The organism is Shewanella rhizosphaerae (genome assembly GCF_019457655.1).
GTDB classification, from domain to species: domain Bacteria; phylum Pseudomonadota; class Gammaproteobacteria; order Enterobacterales; family Shewanellaceae; genus Shewanella; species Shewanella loihica.
Genome location: NZ_CP080420.1, coordinates 3,539,915 through 3,555,591 on the forward strand (window position 1 = coordinate 3,539,915; position 15,677 = coordinate 3,555,591).

The following is a 15,677-nucleotide window of genomic DNA, read 5'->3' on the forward strand; positions in this document are numbered from 1 at the left end:
ATCCTTAGTCGCCGTGTTTAAGCAGCTCGACACGGCTCGGGGGATTTAGCTTGGGAAACCAAGCATGATAGAGGCGGGCCATCTCACCCGAGGCCTGTAACTTAACCAAAGCCCCATGCCAGCGACTCACCCGCTCAGGGTCGGTCCCCTTAGAGAAGGCCAGGTAGAGGTCTATCTGCGCCAGTTCCATTACGGGATGCACCTCATCCAGCCCCATATTCACCTCGGCCAACAGACGCTCCACCGCCAGATCCGCCTGACACCAGAAACGTATCCTGTCATGTTGTAGCTGGCGCGCCGACTGCTGTGGAAAGCTGGCCACCGTCAGGTGCTCGACTCCTTGACGGGTCAGGATAGATTCTCCCAGAGAGCCGCGATAGACGCCGACGCTGCCCAGAGCGTCCAGCTCGGCCACCGAGGCGGGGGTCACCCTGTCATCGGCCTTGGCATAGATAGAGATACTTGTGGTGGCTATGGGACCGACGAAATCGAAATCCCTGCTGCGCTGCTCGTTAAGGGAGGTGGCAAACAGCAGCACATTGGCCTGCCCCTCTGCGATGGCAAAGGCGCGGGCCCAGGGCAGCACCTCGATATTGGCCTCCTCACCGAGCTCCTTGGCAAGACGCTGCACCAGGCTGACGCCATAGCCCATGGGAAGCCCCTGCTCCTGATAGCTCATGGGCGCCCACTCTTCGGTGAGCATGCGCAACGATGCCGCCCCGACGGGCCGGGATGACAAGACCAGCGACATGCCGAACAGTGATAAGCCCGTCAGTAATAGGCCTGCCAGTGATAAGCCGGTCAGCGATATGAGCCGCACGCTACGCCTGATCAAATAGTTCTCCCGGAAATGAGGCCAACGCCTGTTATTGATTATCGTCTAAGATGGACAGGCTTTCCCTGAGCCATGAATGCTGAGCGCTTTCCAAACTTGCTTTGTTCAACATAAATAGCGCCCAACCAAATTGCAATAGGCACTAGCTGAGGCAAGACCAGACACTCTCTTTCCGTCCATCTTTCCGTCTCTCTTTCTCTCTTCTCTCTTTCTCGATGTATCAGGCAATCCCCAAGTCGGCTTAAGTTTTCTCCTCCCACGCAAAACTGGTATCATGGCAACACTGTTCACCCTGGCCACTCGCCCTTAGCCCTTAGCCCTTAGCCCTTAGCCCAAGTATGTCAGACCATAGCCCCCTCTCGCCTCAAGCGTTACAGCAGCTAGCCCTCAAGATTAAAACCTGGGGCAAGGCGTTAGGCTTTGCGCAAATCGGCATCTGCGACACGGATCTTCGCGCCGAAGAGCCCAAGTTTCAGGCCTGGCTCGATAAGGGCTATCACGGTGAGATGGGCTACATGGAGAGCCATGGCATGATGCGCGCGCGCCCACAGGAGCTACATCCGGGCACTGTGCGGGTCATCTCGGCGCGTATGGATTACCTGCCACCAGAGGCGGGTTTTGCCACCCATCTCAAGGATCCCAACCTGGCTTATATCTCACGTTATGCCGGTGGTCGCGACTACCACAAGATGATCCGCAATCGCCTGAAGAAGCTGGGGCAACAGATTGAGGCCGAGCTGGAAACCTTAGGACTCGAGCGCCCCAACTATCGTCCCTTTGTGGATTCGGCCCCCATCCTGGAGCGCCCCCTAGCCGACAAGGCCGGACTCGGCTGGACAGGCAAACATAGCCTGCTGCTCAATCACGAGGCGGGGAGCTGGTTCTTCCTGGGTGAACTCCTGATCGACCTGCCACTGCCGGTAGACATTCCGGTGCAGGCCGACTGCAACACCTGCGTCGCCTGCATCAAGTCCTGCCCCACCAACGCCATCGTCGAGCCCTATGTGGTGGACGGCAGACGCTGTATCTCCTATCTCACCATAGAGCTTCAAGGGGCGATCCCCGAAGAGTTCAGGCCTTTGATGGGCAACCGCATCTATGGCTGTGACGACTGTCAGCTGGTGTGTCCGGTCAATGGCGAGGCGCCACTGACCCAGGAGAGCGACTTCCACACTAGAGATCCGCTCAAACATCCCAAGCTGCTCACCCTCTTCGCCTGGAACGAGGCAGAGTTTCTTAAGTTTACCGAGGGGAGCGCCATCCGCCGCATCGGCCACAAGCGTTGGCTGCGCAACATAGCGGTCGCGCTGGGCAATGCACCGGCTTCACAGGAGATCATCGCCGCCCTCGAAGCACGCAGGGAAAGCGATGAAGTAGATGAGATGGTGCGCGAGCATATCGACTGGGCACTGTCTCGCCAGAGGCTTGGCGACTATCAGGCCAACCGTAAGACACAGCGAGTGATCCGCACCGTCGAGAAAGGGCTCCCCAGAGACGCCTAGGCCATGAGCACAAGGCACTCAGCAGACGCCTCAGAGGAGATATTAATACCAATCACGATGAGTAAGTGATCAGAAATAACGCTGGAAAAACCTTCGAGAACAAGGCAGCATTTTTAGATAAGTAGTTATTCTACAATCAAAAATGATAACACAGTTATCGGACGTTCTAACAAGCTAGAGTGATCAGTTATTTACTAGGATTGGTATCACTAGTCTAAGGTAAAGCCCACCTTGACCGTCACCTGCCAGTGGGCGATCAGCCCAGCCTCCAGGTGCCCCCGGGTCTCGACCACCTGAAACCACCTCAGATGATGCAGCGACTGACTGGCCGATGCGATGGCATTCTTAATCGCCTCGTCCGAACTGATGGGCGAGGAACCAACGAGTTCGATGATCTTGTAGGTATGACTCATGGCGGATCTCCTGTTGCAAATCGGCTACCCACTTGAGTATAGAAGAAATAATGCCTTTCCTTATTACCGAAAAAAGAAACCACCTCTAGGGTGGTTTCTTATCCATAGGCTTGTCTTGAACATCACTAAGGCATGACGATGTTAAACCAGAAGTTAAAGTCGTCTAGCATCCCGAGGAACGAGGTAAACAGGGCCTTATCGCCAGTTAGCTTCACCTCGCCGCTGGCAATCGCATCATCGAAGCTCAGCTCCTTCAATTGAATGCTGTTCATGGTCTTCATGCTCATGGTCAGCTTAACATCGGGTTGCTCCACCTTGCGTTTACTGTGATGCAACACCGCATTCTCAACGGTGAGGGTATAAAGGCTGTCGAGATCGGAAAAGGCGATCTCTATATCAAACTGCTTTCCTTCCGCCTTGGCGGCATCTAGCCTCACCGCCAGATAGTCAAACAACATCTCGGGGGTCATGGCTCGAATCGTGTCGGGCGTGGCCGTTTGTGTTCCACCGGCCGCCGGGACACCATTTCTCAGCTCATATGCCCCTTGCAGGTAAACTGAGCGCCACGGGCCAGATTCAGCCTGATACCCAAGCTGCTCTAACGCGTCGGCTAACAACTCTTTAGCGTCGATGCTTTTGGGGTTGGCAAATACGGCATGCTTCATCACCTCGGCTACCCAACGGTATTCCCCCTCATCAAAGGAGGCTCTCGCCTTACGGATGACCTCAGCCTCGCCCCCCATAAACTGAACATATTTCTTAGCGACGGCTTCTGGCGGCAGATTGTTAAGGTTAGCCGGATTGCCGTTATACCATCCCATATAACGCTGATAGACGGCGCGACTGTTGTGACGCAAGGTACCGTAGTAACCGCGGGTAGACCAACTCTGTTCCAGCTCTTTTGGCAGTGAAATCATCTCCGAAATCTCTTCCCCGGTGAAACCTTGGTTCATCAGGCGCACAGATTGATCATGGGTAAACTTATAGATATCTCGTTGTTTCTTGAAGTAGGGAATAATCTTGTCATTGCCCCACATTGGCCAATGGTGACTCTGAAACTTCACCTCAGCCTGATCTCCCCAGAGGTCAATAGTCTCATCCAGAAAACTCGACCAAATGAGTGCATCCCTCACCTGCGCGCCTCGCAGGGTTAGGATGTTGTGCATGGTATTTGTGGTGTTCTCGGCCATCCACAGAGCCTTAGCTTGAGGAAACCAGGTGTTCATCTCCGCAGGCGCCTCACTGCCCGGCGTCAATTGAAATACCATATCAATGCCATCTATGGTCAACTTTTCGCCTGTCTTGGTGATCTCATGGGTGGGTAGCAGCAGTCCGGCCAATCCTGTGGATACCGTCATCCCCAGGCCGCCATTTACGCCGCCCTTGGCATTACGAGGCAAGAGTGCGCCATACATATAGACGGCGCGCCGTCCCATGGCGTTGCCCGCGATCACATTCTCCGATACCGCATGCTCGGTAAAATGCTCGGGGGCTATGATGGCCACCTTGCCCGACTCAACCTCATCCAAGCTGACCAGCCCTGTAGCACCGCCATAGTGATCGATATGGCTATGGCTATAAACAATCGCCACCACGGGACGCGTACCGACTTCCTGGTTGATAAAATCGAGGGCCGCCTTAGCGGTCTCAGGTGAAATGAGCGGATCAAAAACAATCCAGCCCTTATCCCCCTTGATGAAAGTGATATTGGTAAGATCGAAGCCACGGATCTGATAGATCCCCTCTGTCACCTGATATAGCCCGTGGTGCATTCCAAGCTGGGCATTACGCCATAGGCTGGGGTTGACCGTATCAGGTGCTGACTTATCGTCTGCAATATAGGTTTTATACTGCTCAAGATCCCAAACAACATTTCCCTTAGCGTCTTTAATGGTGACGACATCAGGCTTTGCCATAAAGCCCCGCTTGGCATTTTCAAAGTCTTGTTTATCTTGAAATGGCAATTCTTTGAGAACCGCAGCATTGGCCTTCTGGGTATGGGGCGTCGCAGGCTTGGCCTGGGTTGCAGCCAGCGACGGCAGTGCAATAACGAGTGAAGCTACCGCAACAACGAAATTAAGATGGCGCATAGAAACTCCTTTCTAAAGCATGATGAACGATCTACTTCCCTTTCCTGACTATTGAAGTTAGCCACAGAGTTCAGTAATCGCCACTCAAATGCCCCTTAAAAGGAGGAATAAGCGAATAATTTACATTTAGGTTGAAGTCTCAGAGGCGCTCGCGAGCCTCGCCAGCAGCTTATCGGCCACCCGAAAGGCGTTGGCATAGATGGTCAGAGTCGGGGTGACACTGCCGCCGTTCGGCATAAAGGCGCCGTCGGTCACATACAGGTTGCCACAGTCGTGGACCCGGCAATCAGAGTTCAGCACCGAGGTCTTTGGATCCGTACCGAATCGACAGCCACCGGCCACCAGATTGGCCGTCGGATCGCTAAACACATTGCCCCAGGCCTCATCTGCGCCCATCGCCTTCATCACCTCTACGCCCCGGTCGACCAGGTACTGGGCCACCTTAAGATCGTGTGGATGAAATCCGGCGCGCACCTTGGCCACCGGCTGGCCCCATTTGTCTCGCTCCTCATCGTCCAGGGTGACATAACAGTCGTCATTGGTCAGCCAGTCACAGAATACCTCGAACTTAAAGTCCCGCGACTGGGTAAAGTGTGTCTTGAGTTTCTGCTTGAGCGGCGTCCCCCAAAGCAGGTTGCCCTGCTGCCACTTGAGGGCATTCGCCTCACTGGTGGGCGATGGCGGGTCAAACACGAAGTCTAAGGTGCCGCCCTTTACCGGTTTATCGAACGCCGTCTTGTCGTCGATCAGATACCAGTCCTGCAGGGCGCGGTTAAAGAAGGGCCCACGCTGCTTGAGCCCCCTGGCCGTATCCTTAGGCAGCTTATCGAGCTTAAACACCCCATGGCCCGTGCCCCCGGCGCAGCAGTGCAGGTTCTTACCCAGCTGATCGAAGCGATTGCCTATCCCCTTGGGATGTTTCTCCCCTGGGCTGGCCAGCAGTAGGCGGGTACTCTCTATGGCGTAGCAGGCGACCACAAAGATCTTGGCCATAATGCGCCGACTTTGGCCACTGGCATCGAAATAGTCGGCAGAGCTCACTCTTCCCTGGGCATCTGTATTGAGGCGATACACCTTGGCCCGGGTGATGATGCGACAATTACCGCTGGCCACCGCATCGTTTAGCAGCGCTGCCCGCGAACTGCCCTTGGCGCCAGAGTGGCAGCCATAGCTGCCGCAGTAGCCGGAATACTCGCAGCTCAGACGCTGCTTAAAGGGGCGAGACAGAATCGCTCGCGCCATGGGCAAAGGATGTAGCCTAAGTGTCTGACAGGCCTTATCAAAGCGCGCGGCTATGGGGTGCTCGGCGGTTGGCGGAAAGGGAAAGTCTGGGGTCGATCTCGGCTCTAACTGTGGATGCTTCACCACCCGGCCGCTGACGCCGACAATCTGCTCCACCTTGGCATAATAAGGCTCGAGCTCCTCATAACTGATGGGCCAATCTACCGTGTTGGCCCCGGGGATAGCCCCGAACGTGGAGGCGAGGCGAAAGTCACTCGGCTTGAGGCGATGAAAATAGCCGCTCATGAAGTTAGAGGCGCCGCCGACGATATTGCCGCCCCAAAACTGCGCCGTGGTCTCCCTGCGCCAGCCGCCCTCGCCGTCGGGAAGCTCGAGCACATGGCGCTCCTCATCGAACTGAGAGCGAAACACCCTATGGCGCGGCAACTGCTCATCTTTGACGAAATCCTGCTCGGTATACCAGTCGCCCTTCTCGAGCACGGCAACTTTAATCCCCGCCTTGGCCAGTTCATAGGCGATGGGGCCGGCGCCCGCGCCGCTGCCGACGATACACGCTTCAAACTGTTGCGGCGCCTGCGCCTCACCCTTAACTGTTAATCCCATTTAAAGCGTCCTGTAAAAAGTAACCTGTCTTCCCGACTTAAAAATCCAGATAACTCTTACCCGTCACGGGCCGTGGAAAGCCTGGCTGATGCTCGAGCCAACGCCAGCCAATCTCATCCGGGTTACCGCCGTAGAGTGGATCTAACATCAATGCCTCAATCAGGTAATAGAGCAGCAGGGAAAGCCAGTTTTCACCTGCGCGGCTCTTGGCGATCGCTGTTAGCAGCGCCTCCTGCTCATCCCAGCTCAGCACCAGGAAGCTGCGTCCTGTCTGGGTATCGGCCCAATCTTCCAACCAGGCCGCCCCCTGCAAGATAAACTGCCTGTCCTCATCGGCGCGATTGTCAGGATCTTCTATGGCCCACAGCAGATAGCGATAGGCGTTCAGCTCCTTAGCCGAAGGGCCATCACCATCGTCGGGAAACAGGTGCAGCTGTACGCTCTCTATGACGGCGCGGTTGATCACGTCGAAATCTTTGGGGCGCGTGGTGAGAGAGAAACCTTCGTCGCCGGCAAGGCTCAACTCAGGCTTCGCCGCCAGCAGCAGGCCCAGGGCGCCGCTGCGCACAAGAAAGTCGCGCCGGGTCAGGCCGCTTTCGAAGGCATATTGTCTAGTTGCTTCGCGCTTACTCCTCGCCAACTTAATCTCCCGTTTGCTCACTAGATCTGTCTGTTTTATTGCCCATGACATAAGTCAGAACGCCTTACATAAGACCCTGATTATCGCCAAATTGATTCAATTGAGTGTGAATTTTTCGGCGCGCCGGGTCAACACTCACATCGAGTATCGAGAGACGATGACGAAGGAGATTAACAAAAGGTCGCGAGGCGGCGACCCGCCACAAAAGCGCCTAGACTAAAGACAACAGCCGCGTAGCAAGCCTAAGGAGCTCCCATGGTTAAACCCGTCATCGCCGATAACAAGCCCAAAAAAGTCGAGCTAACCAAAGGAAAGGAATACTATTTCTGTGTCTGCGGCCGCTCAAACAGCCAGCCCTTCTGCGATGGTTCCCACAAGGGAACGGGATTTAGCCCCAAGGCCTTTACCGCCGAGCGAAGCGGCGAGGCCTACCTTTGCGCCTGTAAACACACGGGCAACGCCCCCTACTGCGACGGCACCCACAAACAGTTTAGCGCCGAACAGGTGGGCAAGGAGGGCCCGGGCCGCGAGGCGATCGCCACAGATGGCAACCAGGCTCCCAAGGCGGTCGCGACCAAAGAGGAGCCAGGCGTCGAGTTGATCCATCAGCTCGCTAGAGATGGACTCAAGACACTCGGGCATCATGGTCCCATGGTCGCCATGGGGGTGCCCAGATATCAGCTGCCCAGCTGGGATGAAATTCAGATCATGACGGCCCAGATGGCCAGCAAGCCCCTGTTCGAAGAGGAAGCAGTCGATACCGAGCTAGTCATAGGCCCGGAGGCAAGAAAGCCCCTGAGGCTAAAGATCCCCCTGCTGGTGTCAGACATGAGCTTCGGCGCCCTGTCGGAAGAGGCCAAGGTCGCCCTGGCCAAGGGGGCCGAACTTGCGGGTACCGGGATCTGCTCCGGCGAGGGCGGTATGTTGCCCGAGGAGCAGGCGGCCAACTCACGTTACTTCTACGAGCTGGCCAGCGCCCAATTTGGCTATCAGGAAGCCTTGATGGCCAAGATACAGGCGTTTCACTTCAAAGGCGGCCAGGGCGCCAAGACAGGCACAGGCGGCCATCTGCCGGGCAGCAAGAACCAGGGGAAGATAGCTGAGATCCGCGGCATTCCGGCGGGCCAAGATGCCATCTCGCCGCCAAGGTTTAGGGAGCTCAACTCTGTGGCCGACTTTAAACGCTTCGCCGATAGGGTACGTGAACTCAGCGGCGGCGTGCCTATCGGCTTTAAGCTCAGCGCCAACCATATCGAACGGGACATTCAGTTTGCCCTGGATGCCAGCGCCGACTACATCATACTCGACGGCCGTGGTGGCGGCACAGGCGCTGCGCCGCAGATCTTTCGCGACCACATCAGCGTGCCCACCATCCCCGCCCTGGCTCGCGCCCGCCGCTACCTGGATCAGCAAGGTGCCAGCGGCCGGGTGACGCTCATCATCACAGGTGGCCTTAGGCTCCCCATGGACTTCGTCAAGGCGATGGCGCTAGGCGCCGACGGCGTTGCCCTGGCCAACAGTGCCATGCAATCGATAGGCTGTGTCGCCGCCCGCATCTGCAACACCAACAACTGCCCCGCGGGTATCGCCACTCAGAATGCCGATCTGCGCCAACGCCTCAACATAGACAAGTCGGCGCAGCAACTGGCCAACTTTCTGGGCGCCTCCACCGAGCTGATGCAGGTGATGGCCAGGGCCTGTGGCCATCAGCGCCTGCAGGACTTTACCCTGGAGGATCTCGCCACCTGGCACAGCGAGATGGCAAGGCTCTCCGGCATCTCCTACGCAGGCGTGACACCGATTTAATGTGACAGGTTACACTCACCTGCCCGCCTCCCCCAGCCCGTCCCATTCGATCGCGGGCGGGGCACTCAACTCTATTAAGACCAAAACAATAAGGCAAAGCTCCCGCCAGTAAAGACTTGTTTAACAAGATAAATAGGTGCACACTTGCCAGCGATTTAGGACAATCCATCGCCTAAGACCAAAAGCCTAAGGCCAAAAGCCACGTCAATTCAGCCATAGATAATGTGAAGGATCACAATGCAAGTCGTTATTTTCTCGGTAATCTTAGCCCTACTCTTTATCAGCCTGCTGCTGGTCTATTTAAACTGGCGCAGCAAACAGCCCATCGAAGTCACCGGCGGCCCGGATGAGGTCATTTTTCTCGCCAACCAATTGCTGCACAGCGATCGGGAAGCCCAGGCCCTCGATTATCTGGAGCGCGCTGCCGCCATGGGGATGGCGCACGCGGCGCAGTTCCTGGGTGAACTCTACAGCCTCGATGATCATCATCTATATGATTTAGACAAGGCCAATCATTGGTTTCAACAAGCGGGCGAGCTGGATGAACAATTTGCCCAGATTCAACGCCAGATGCTCAAGTTGAAGCTTCATCCAAGCCAAAAAGGTGGCAGTCACGAACTGGAAGCCATGCTGAAACCTGGCGCCGATCAGGGCAACAGCCAGCATCAAGGCGAACTGGGCAGACTCTATCAGGAGAGCCCACTGCTCGACCCCGACGGCAGCAAAGCGCTGCACTATCTCGAGCTTGCGGCCGAGGCGGGTGATGCTGAAGCGAAATACCATCTGGCCAAGGTGCTGCTGGAACCGCGCCATGGCAAGCCGGATCCCATCAGGGCCAGAGCCCTGCTCACGGCCATTGCCGACAGCGATCCTCTGGCCAAGAGCCAACTGGCGCAGATGCTGCTTAGGGGAGAAGGCGGCCCGGCCGAGCCACGTGAGGCCGAGCGCCTGATGCGCGAGGAAGCAGAGGACAACGAGTTTGCCCTCATCGAGCTGGCGCACCTCTATCAGGAAGGTAAACATCTGCCTAAGGATATCGATACGGCTGAGGAGTGCCTAAGACAGGCGATGGCCATGGAAAACAATAGCGCCACCTACCTGTTGGGGGAGCTACTGCTCAAACATAAACGCGCCAACGACAGTCACCTTGAGGCGATCGCCCTGCTCACGCCATTGGCCCAGCAATGGATGACAGACGCCCTCTTCCTTATGGGTCATGCCCACGAAGAGGGGCTTGGCACCCGTCGACATCTCCCCACGGCCCTGGCTTACTATCGTTTGGCGGCGACGGATCCCGCGCCCTATCATCTTGAGCGGGTCGAGACATTAAGTGCCAAGATGGGCAGCTATGAGAAGGAGCAGGCCGAGAACCTGTATCAAGCATTTCTCACCGAGCATCCCATAGAGAAGTCCCAGCAGGCCTGCATAGATCTGACCCACGGCCTGCGTCTGCTCCATGAAGACGATAAAGGTAAACGCCATCCGAGAGAGGCCATTAGCTTCCTGGAGCGCGCCGCACTCGCCGGCGAGAACCTGGCATTTAAGCCTCTGCATAAAGCCTGCGCCGAGCTGAGCCAGAGGGTCGATGCCGCCGTCTGGGCACAGATCGCCCTGGAAGATCAGTTCTATTTTTTGCCCACGGGCGAGATGGAGAGCAGCTTAGCCAGTCTCAAGCAAGGCTTTAGCGAGGCCGAACAGGCGCTGTTTGAGCAGCGCTTACAAGAACGGCGAGAGACACTCACAGGTCACTAGGCTTTCACTAGCGACTAGTCACTAAGTTCAAACGCCCTAAACCCCAAAAAAAGCGCTAAGCCCAAAACATAAGCCCAAAAAAGGGTGGCCAGTAAGCTGGTCACCCTGAGTCTAAAAACGGGGATTTTAAGAGACTAACCCAGGCGGCGTCTTAGCTCCTTAGTCGCCTTCACCATGTTTTGCAGCGCAGGCTCCACCTCATCCCAGGTGCGCGTCTTGAGGCCACAGTCTGGGTTCACCCACAGCTGTCCCACAGGGATCTTGGTCGCCGCCTTCTCAATCAATGCCACCATCTGCTCCACAGTCGGAATGTTCGGGCTATGGATGTCATACACCCCCGGGCCTATCTCGTTGGGATACTCGAAGTCCTCGAAGGCATTGAGCAGCTCCATATGCGAGCGCGAGGTCTCTATGGTGATCACATCGGCGTCCATGGCGGCGATGGCATCTATGGTGGCGTTGAACTCGCTGTAGCACATGTGGGTGTGGATCTGGGTCTCATCCTCGGCGCCCGCCGCACTGAGTTTAAAGGCGGCCACCGCCCAGTCGAGGTAATGCTGCCAGTCACTGGCTTTCAGTGGCAGACCTTCACGAAACGCCGGTTCATCTATCTGTATGATGCCGATACCCGCCGCCTGCAGGTCGGCTACCTCGTCGCGGATCGCCAGGGCAAGTTGATTGGCGATCTGCTCGCGGCCGATATCTTCCCGGGCGAAGGACCAATGCAGTATGGTGACCGGGCCGGTCAACATCCCCTTCACCGGCCTGTCGGTCAGGCTCTGGGCGAAGCTTGCCCAGGCGAGCGTCATCGGCTGACGACGTGACACATCGCCATAGATGAGCGGCGGCTTGACGCAGCGTGAGCCGTAGCTCTGCACCCAGGCAAACTGCGTAAAGCCTACCCCGTCGAGCTGCTCGCCGAAATACTCCACCATGTCGTTGCGCTCGGCCTCGCCATGGACCAGGACGTCGATCCCCAACTTAAGCTGACGTGCTATGCTGTCCCGGGTCACCGCCTCGAGCTGCGCCACATAGGCCTGCTCGGTCAGCTCGCCCTTACGCCAGCGACTGCGCAGGCCGCGAATGGCCGGCGTCTGTGGGAAGGATCCAATGGTGGTGGTAGGCAGCAGCGGCAGACGAAAACGGGCCTGTTGCTTTTGGCGACGCTCGCCAAAACCGCTAGGACGATTGAAATCCTCAGGCGTTAGGGCCTTGAGCCTCGCCTGCACCTCAGGGTTGGCCGCCTGCTCACGGGCCTGACGCCTCGCCTCACAGCGCGCCACTATCGCCTGGGCCGCCTCGCTCTGTGGGGCAAGCAACAAGGTGCGCAGCGCCGCCAGCTCGTCGAGTTTCTGCTTGGCAAAGCTGAGTTGATTGGCGAGCTCTGGCGCCAGCTCGGTTTCGCTCTCCAGATCCACGGGCACATGCAGAAGCGAACAGGAATGCGCCAGCCAGATCTGCTCTCCAAGATCTGCCACCACAGCGCGCAAACGCTCGGCCAAGATATCGAGATCCGCCGCCCACACGTTGCGGCCGTTGATCACCCCAAGGCTGAGCACCTGCGTCGGCTTAAGGCTGGCGCCAAACAGGGTGAGCTGCTCGGCATCGCTCACCAGATCCAGATGCAGGCCATCGACTACGAGCTCCTTAATCAAATCATGATGATGGGCCACAGAGCCATAGTAGCTGGCCAGTAGCAGCTTAACCCCCTGGCCACTGAGTTCTTTGTATGCCGGCTCGAAGGCCGCCAGCCAGTCATCATCTAGCTCCAGCGCCAAGATAGGCTCGTCGAGCTGCACCCAGGTCACGCCCTGGTCGGCAAATCGCGCCAGAATCGCTTGGTAGGCCTCGAGCAAGTTGGGCAGCAGGCTCAGCTTGTCGAAGGGCTCGCCCTCGCACTTGGCAAGATAGAGGTAGCTGACCGGGCCAAGCAATACCGGCTTAGGCTGATGCCCCAGGGATTTAGCCTCGGCCACCTCGTCGAACAGCTGCTCATAGGCTATCTCGAAGCGCTGACCCGCCGTGAGCTCGGGCACTATGTAGTGATAGTTGGTGTTGAAGTATTTCTTCATCTGGGCGGCGCGGCTCGCCTCCCCGGTGGGGGCGCGGCCACGGGCCACTCGAAACAGGGTGTCGAGATCCACCTGCTCGCCGCTACGATGGCGCGCCGGGATGGCATTGATGGTGGCGCTCAGGGTGAGCACCTGATCGTAGAAGGCAAAGTCCCCAACCGGCACTTGCTTCACCCCCGCCGCCTGCTGCCACTGCCAATGGGTTCTGCGCAGTTCACTGGCGAGCGATTGCAGCTGCTCCTGGTCTATCTCGCCACGCCAATATTTTTCCAGGGCGAATTTGAGTTCCCGTTGACGACCTATGCGGGGAAAGCCTAATGATGCGATATCTAGAGTTTGCATATTGTATACCTTTTGCATTAAGATGAGCGAAATTCATGGTTAGCGCCCTTCGCTGTCATCGCAATACAGGTTTGAGAACTGAAATTGCACAACAAACTAAAACAGGCGTCTGGACGTCTAGAAGTTTATTGTGCTAGTCTGTTGTCTCGCAATCGAATTGATTTCACGAGCAACATGAGCCAAATTCATGTGAGGTAAAAATGATAGAGCTTAGGCATTTACGTACATTGGTCGCCCTGAAAGAGAGCGGCAGTCTCGCGGGCGCAGCCAAGAAGCGCTTTGTCACCCAGTCGGCCTTATCCCACCAGATCAAGGAACTGGAGACCCGCATCAACTCGGCGATTTTCGTGCGTAAGAGTAAACCCCTCTCCTTTACTCAGGAGGGCGCTCGGTTGCTCAATCTGGCCGAGGAAATCTTGCCTAAGGTGATAGAAACCGAAATCGATCTCAAGAATGGCCTGGGCAGCGAGGCGAGAGATCTCTATGTCGGTATCGAATGCCACAGCTGTTTTCGTTGGCTGATGCCGGTGATCGAGCAGTTTAATGCCAGCTTTCCCCACACCAACTTGGAGCTCTCGAGCCGCCACCTGTTCGACTCGCTAACCGCGCTCAAACAGGGACAGCTGGATGTGGTGCTCACCTCAGACCCTATTCCCGACCATGATATCGCCTATCAACACCTGTTCGATTTCGAGGTCAAACTCCTGGTCGCCGCGGATCATCCGCTGGCCGAGCTCCCCTATGTCACGGCGGCGCAGCTTAAGGATCAGACCCTGCTCACCTACCCAGTGCCACTAGACAGGCTGGATATCTATCGCCACTTCATGGAGCCTGCGGGCGTGCCGGTTGCCAAGCAGATCCGCTGCGATCTCACCGCCATGTTGCTGCAACGCATCGCCTGCAAAGATGGGGTTGCCGCCCTGCCGAGTTGGTCGATCAACGAGGCTCATGGTCTGTCGCTCAAGGCGGTAAAACTGGGATCAGAAGGGCTCAGACGCCCACTGTTTGGCGCCTATCGCAGCAACGGCAGCAGCGCGCGCCTCGCCCAGCAGTGGCTCAATCTGGTGACCTCTGAGGGGCTGGAGCGTCAGGGGCACTAAAGGCGCAATTTCAGAAAAGCTAAAATTAAGGCACAAAAAAACCTGCACTCGGCAGGTTTTCTTTTATCAGGTCGAAGGCCCTAGGGCCTGTTGGCCTTTTGAGAACAAATTTTGTTCTAATTGAGCATGTTCAAATCGCGGCTCGAGGCTTGAGATATAGTTATTCTATATAAAAGCCGAGTAACAAAGAGTTGAACGTGCTCAAGACGAACCCTGCGGGCAGCGTCTGTATCATTTTTCTACTGCGTTATCGCTCATTGATGTAGCTCACTAGATTACAATCACTCTGCCTTGTATAAAATCGATACAGAATGCTGCAAAAATGAACGTAAAAGGTCAACAGGCCCTAGAGCGGGTTGAGCAGTTGATTGCGCATGGATAGCACTCTGCGCAGCACCAGACCCGGAGAGTCTGGATTGCGAGTCTGACGTAGGTTATGGGCGATCATAAACTCTTCTCTGAGTTCCTCATCCAGGCCTAATGACTCGAATGCCTCAAGGGTCAGCGTCTGCTTCTGATTATCGATCAGCGACTTGATGATAGAGAGCGGGAACGACTGCTCCGACTCGGCATTCAGGTAGGCGAAGGCGGTCAGGGCGATGATCTCGCCAAACACGCTAAACAGCGCCAGGGTCTGCACCTCATCGGGATTGATGTTCACCCCTTCCATATGATGCAGGCTATCCACGGCGTCGGTAGCTATGCTCTCGGTGAGCGCCCAGTAGCCGTATACCAGCTTCTTGTAGGGCTGTGGCAGCTCGTCCAGACGCTCCTTGAGGTAGAAAGTGAAGGCATAACGGTAGATATTGACCTGACCCAGGCGCACCAGGGCATCTTTCAATGAACGGTTCTTCGATGACACGCTGGCGTTAGCCGCCGAGTTGCTGCGCCATAGCAGATGTGCCGCCAACGCGGGATCGGAAGAGACTATATCGATCACATTGCGGATATCGCCATCGGCAATAATGGCTTTCTTCAGCGGGATCAGAATACCCCGTCGTCCGATAACCTGTTCTTCATTGGCAATAATTGCGCGTACTTGAGTGAATACCTGATGCTCAAGATCTGTCATGAGAAGTTATTAACCTGATTTATTATTGGCACGGCGCCATTTGTTATCCGAGAATTTACCCATAAAACGACTGTCTGGGTCAAGTCGATTTGGGGTAAAAACGGACATTAACCTAAATAAATTCATCTTGCCACTCACGCCTGAGCTTTCAGCCCACAATCGACGAAAGATAAACGACAAAATTCCGCCACTTAACCAAGGGGTGACG

11 protein-coding genes are annotated in these 15,677 nt (G+C 56.3%); 4 read left to right on the forward strand and 7 right to left on the reverse strand.

Translation table 11 applies throughout. From position 1 onward, the window contains the following. Positions 1-4 precede the first annotated feature (4 nt). Positions 5-820, reverse strand: a complete 816-nt coding sequence (locus tag K0I63_RS15455; protein ID WP_258406891.1) for a substrate-binding periplasmic protein — start codon at positions 818-820, stop codon at positions 5-7. 353 nt (positions 821-1,173) lie between these two features. Between K0I63_RS15455 and queG the strand changes: the two genes are divergently transcribed. Continuing rightward, positions 1,174-2,337 carry a tRNA epoxyqueuosine(34) reductase QueG gene (gene queG, locus K0I63_RS15460; protein ID WP_220081588.1) on the forward strand — a complete coding sequence of 388 codons (1,164 nt, stop codon included), beginning with the start codon at positions 1,174-1,176 and terminating at the stop codon, positions 2,335-2,337. Between the two features lie 209 nt (positions 2,338-2,546). Here queG and K0I63_RS15465 read toward each other — a convergent pair whose 3' ends face one another. From K0I63_RS15465 to K0I63_RS15480, 4 genes are all read right to left on the reverse strand, one after another. Further along, positions 2,547-2,750 (reverse strand): dodecin, encoded by a 204-nt coding sequence (locus K0I63_RS15465; protein WP_011866777.1) that lies wholly within the window; start codon positions 2,748-2,750, stop codon positions 2,547-2,549. Positions 2,751-2,875: 125 nt separating this feature from the next. Continuing rightward, on the reverse strand, positions 2,876-4,840 hold the full coding sequence (locus K0I63_RS15470; RefSeq protein ID WP_220081589.1) for an alkyl/aryl-sulfatase: 1,965 nt from the start codon (positions 4,838-4,840) through the stop codon (positions 2,876-2,878). A 126-nt stretch (positions 4,841-4,966) separates the two neighbouring features. Next, the gene (locus tag K0I63_RS15475; RefSeq protein WP_220081590.1) at positions 4,967-6,685 is read right to left on the reverse strand and encodes a GMC family oxidoreductase; all 1,719 of its coding nucleotides are present in this window, start codon (positions 6,683-6,685) and stop codon (positions 4,967-4,969) included. A gap of 37 nt (positions 6,686-6,722) precedes the next feature. Continuing rightward, positions 6,723-7,376 (reverse strand): gluconate 2-dehydrogenase subunit 3 family protein, encoded by a 654-nt coding sequence (locus tag K0I63_RS15480; RefSeq protein WP_220081591.1) that lies wholly within the window; start codon positions 7,374-7,376, stop codon positions 6,723-6,725. A gap of 204 nt (positions 7,377-7,580) precedes the next feature. Here K0I63_RS15480 and K0I63_RS15485 point away from each other — a divergent pair, with 204 nt between their 5' ends. Together K0I63_RS15485 and K0I63_RS15490 are read left to right on the forward strand one after the other, a co-directional pair. Continuing rightward, positions 7,581-9,131 carry a glutamate synthase-related protein gene (locus K0I63_RS15485; protein WP_220081592.1) on the forward strand — a complete coding sequence of 517 codons (1,551 nt, stop codon included), beginning with the start codon at positions 7,581-7,583 and terminating at the stop codon, positions 9,129-9,131. Positions 9,132-9,368: 237 nt separating this feature from the next. Continuing rightward, positions 9,369-10,883, forward strand: coding sequence for a tetratricopeptide repeat protein (locus K0I63_RS15490; protein ID WP_220081593.1), 1,515 nt, complete (start codon positions 9,369-9,371; stop codon positions 10,881-10,883). Positions 10,884-11,017: 134 nt separating this feature from the next. On the opposite strand, the gene metE is transcribed toward K0I63_RS15490, so the two are convergent. Beyond that, entirely contained in the window at positions 11,018-13,297 is a 2,280-nt protein-coding gene (metE, locus tag K0I63_RS15495; RefSeq protein ID WP_220081594.1) for a 5-methyltetrahydropteroyltriglutamate--homocysteine S-methyltransferase, read from the reverse strand. Between the two features lie 200 nt (positions 13,298-13,497). Between metE and K0I63_RS15500 the strand changes: the two genes are divergently transcribed. Then, positions 13,498-14,397, forward strand: a complete 900-nt coding sequence (locus K0I63_RS15500) for a LysR family transcriptional regulator (protein ID WP_220081595.1) — start codon at positions 13,498-13,500, stop codon at positions 14,395-14,397. A 346-nt stretch (positions 14,398-14,743) separates the two neighbouring features. Here K0I63_RS15500 and K0I63_RS15505 read toward each other — a convergent pair whose 3' ends face one another. Beyond that, positions 14,744-15,469 carry an HDOD domain-containing protein gene (locus K0I63_RS15505; RefSeq protein WP_011866785.1) on the reverse strand — a complete coding sequence of 242 codons (726 nt, stop codon included), beginning with the start codon at positions 15,467-15,469 and terminating at the stop codon, positions 14,744-14,746. Positions 15,470-15,677: the final 208 nt, after the last annotated feature.

What these genes read in the sequence shown, in the direction of transcription:
- queG (WP_220081588.1), top strand. Translation starts at nt 1,174, where the DNA reads ATGTCAGACCATAGCCCCCTCTCGCCTCAAGCGTTACAGCAGCTAGCC.
- K0I63_RS15465 (WP_011866777.1), bottom strand. Translation starts at nt 2,750, where the DNA reads ATGAGTCATACCTACAAGATCATCGAACTCGTTGGTTCCTCGCCCATC.
- K0I63_RS15470 (WP_220081589.1), bottom strand. Translation starts at nt 4,840, where the DNA reads ATGCGCCATCTTAATTTCGTTGTTGCGGTAGCTTCACTCGTTATTGCA.
- K0I63_RS15475 (WP_220081590.1), bottom strand. Translation starts at nt 6,685, where the DNA reads ATGGGATTAACAGTTAAGGGTGAGGCGCAGGCGCCGCAACAGTTTGAA.
- K0I63_RS15480 (WP_220081591.1), bottom strand. Translation starts at nt 7,376, where the DNA reads ATGTCATGGGCAATAAAACAGACAGATCTAGTGAGCAAACGGGAGATT.
- K0I63_RS15485 (WP_220081592.1), top strand. Translation starts at nt 7,581, where the DNA reads ATGGTTAAACCCGTCATCGCCGATAACAAGCCCAAAAAAGTCGAGCTA.
- K0I63_RS15490 (WP_220081593.1), top strand. Translation starts at nt 9,369, where the DNA reads ATGCAAGTCGTTATTTTCTCGGTAATCTTAGCCCTACTCTTTATCAGC.
- metE (WP_220081594.1), bottom strand. Translation starts at nt 13,297, where the DNA reads ATGCAAACTCTAGATATCGCATCATTAGGCTTTCCCCGCATAGGTCGT.
- K0I63_RS15500 (WP_220081595.1), top strand. Translation starts at nt 13,498, where the DNA reads ATGATAGAGCTTAGGCATTTACGTACATTGGTCGCCCTGAAAGAGAGC.
- K0I63_RS15505 (WP_011866785.1), bottom strand. Translation starts at nt 15,469, where the DNA reads ATGACAGATCTTGAGCATCAGGTATTCACTCAAGTACGCGCAATTATT.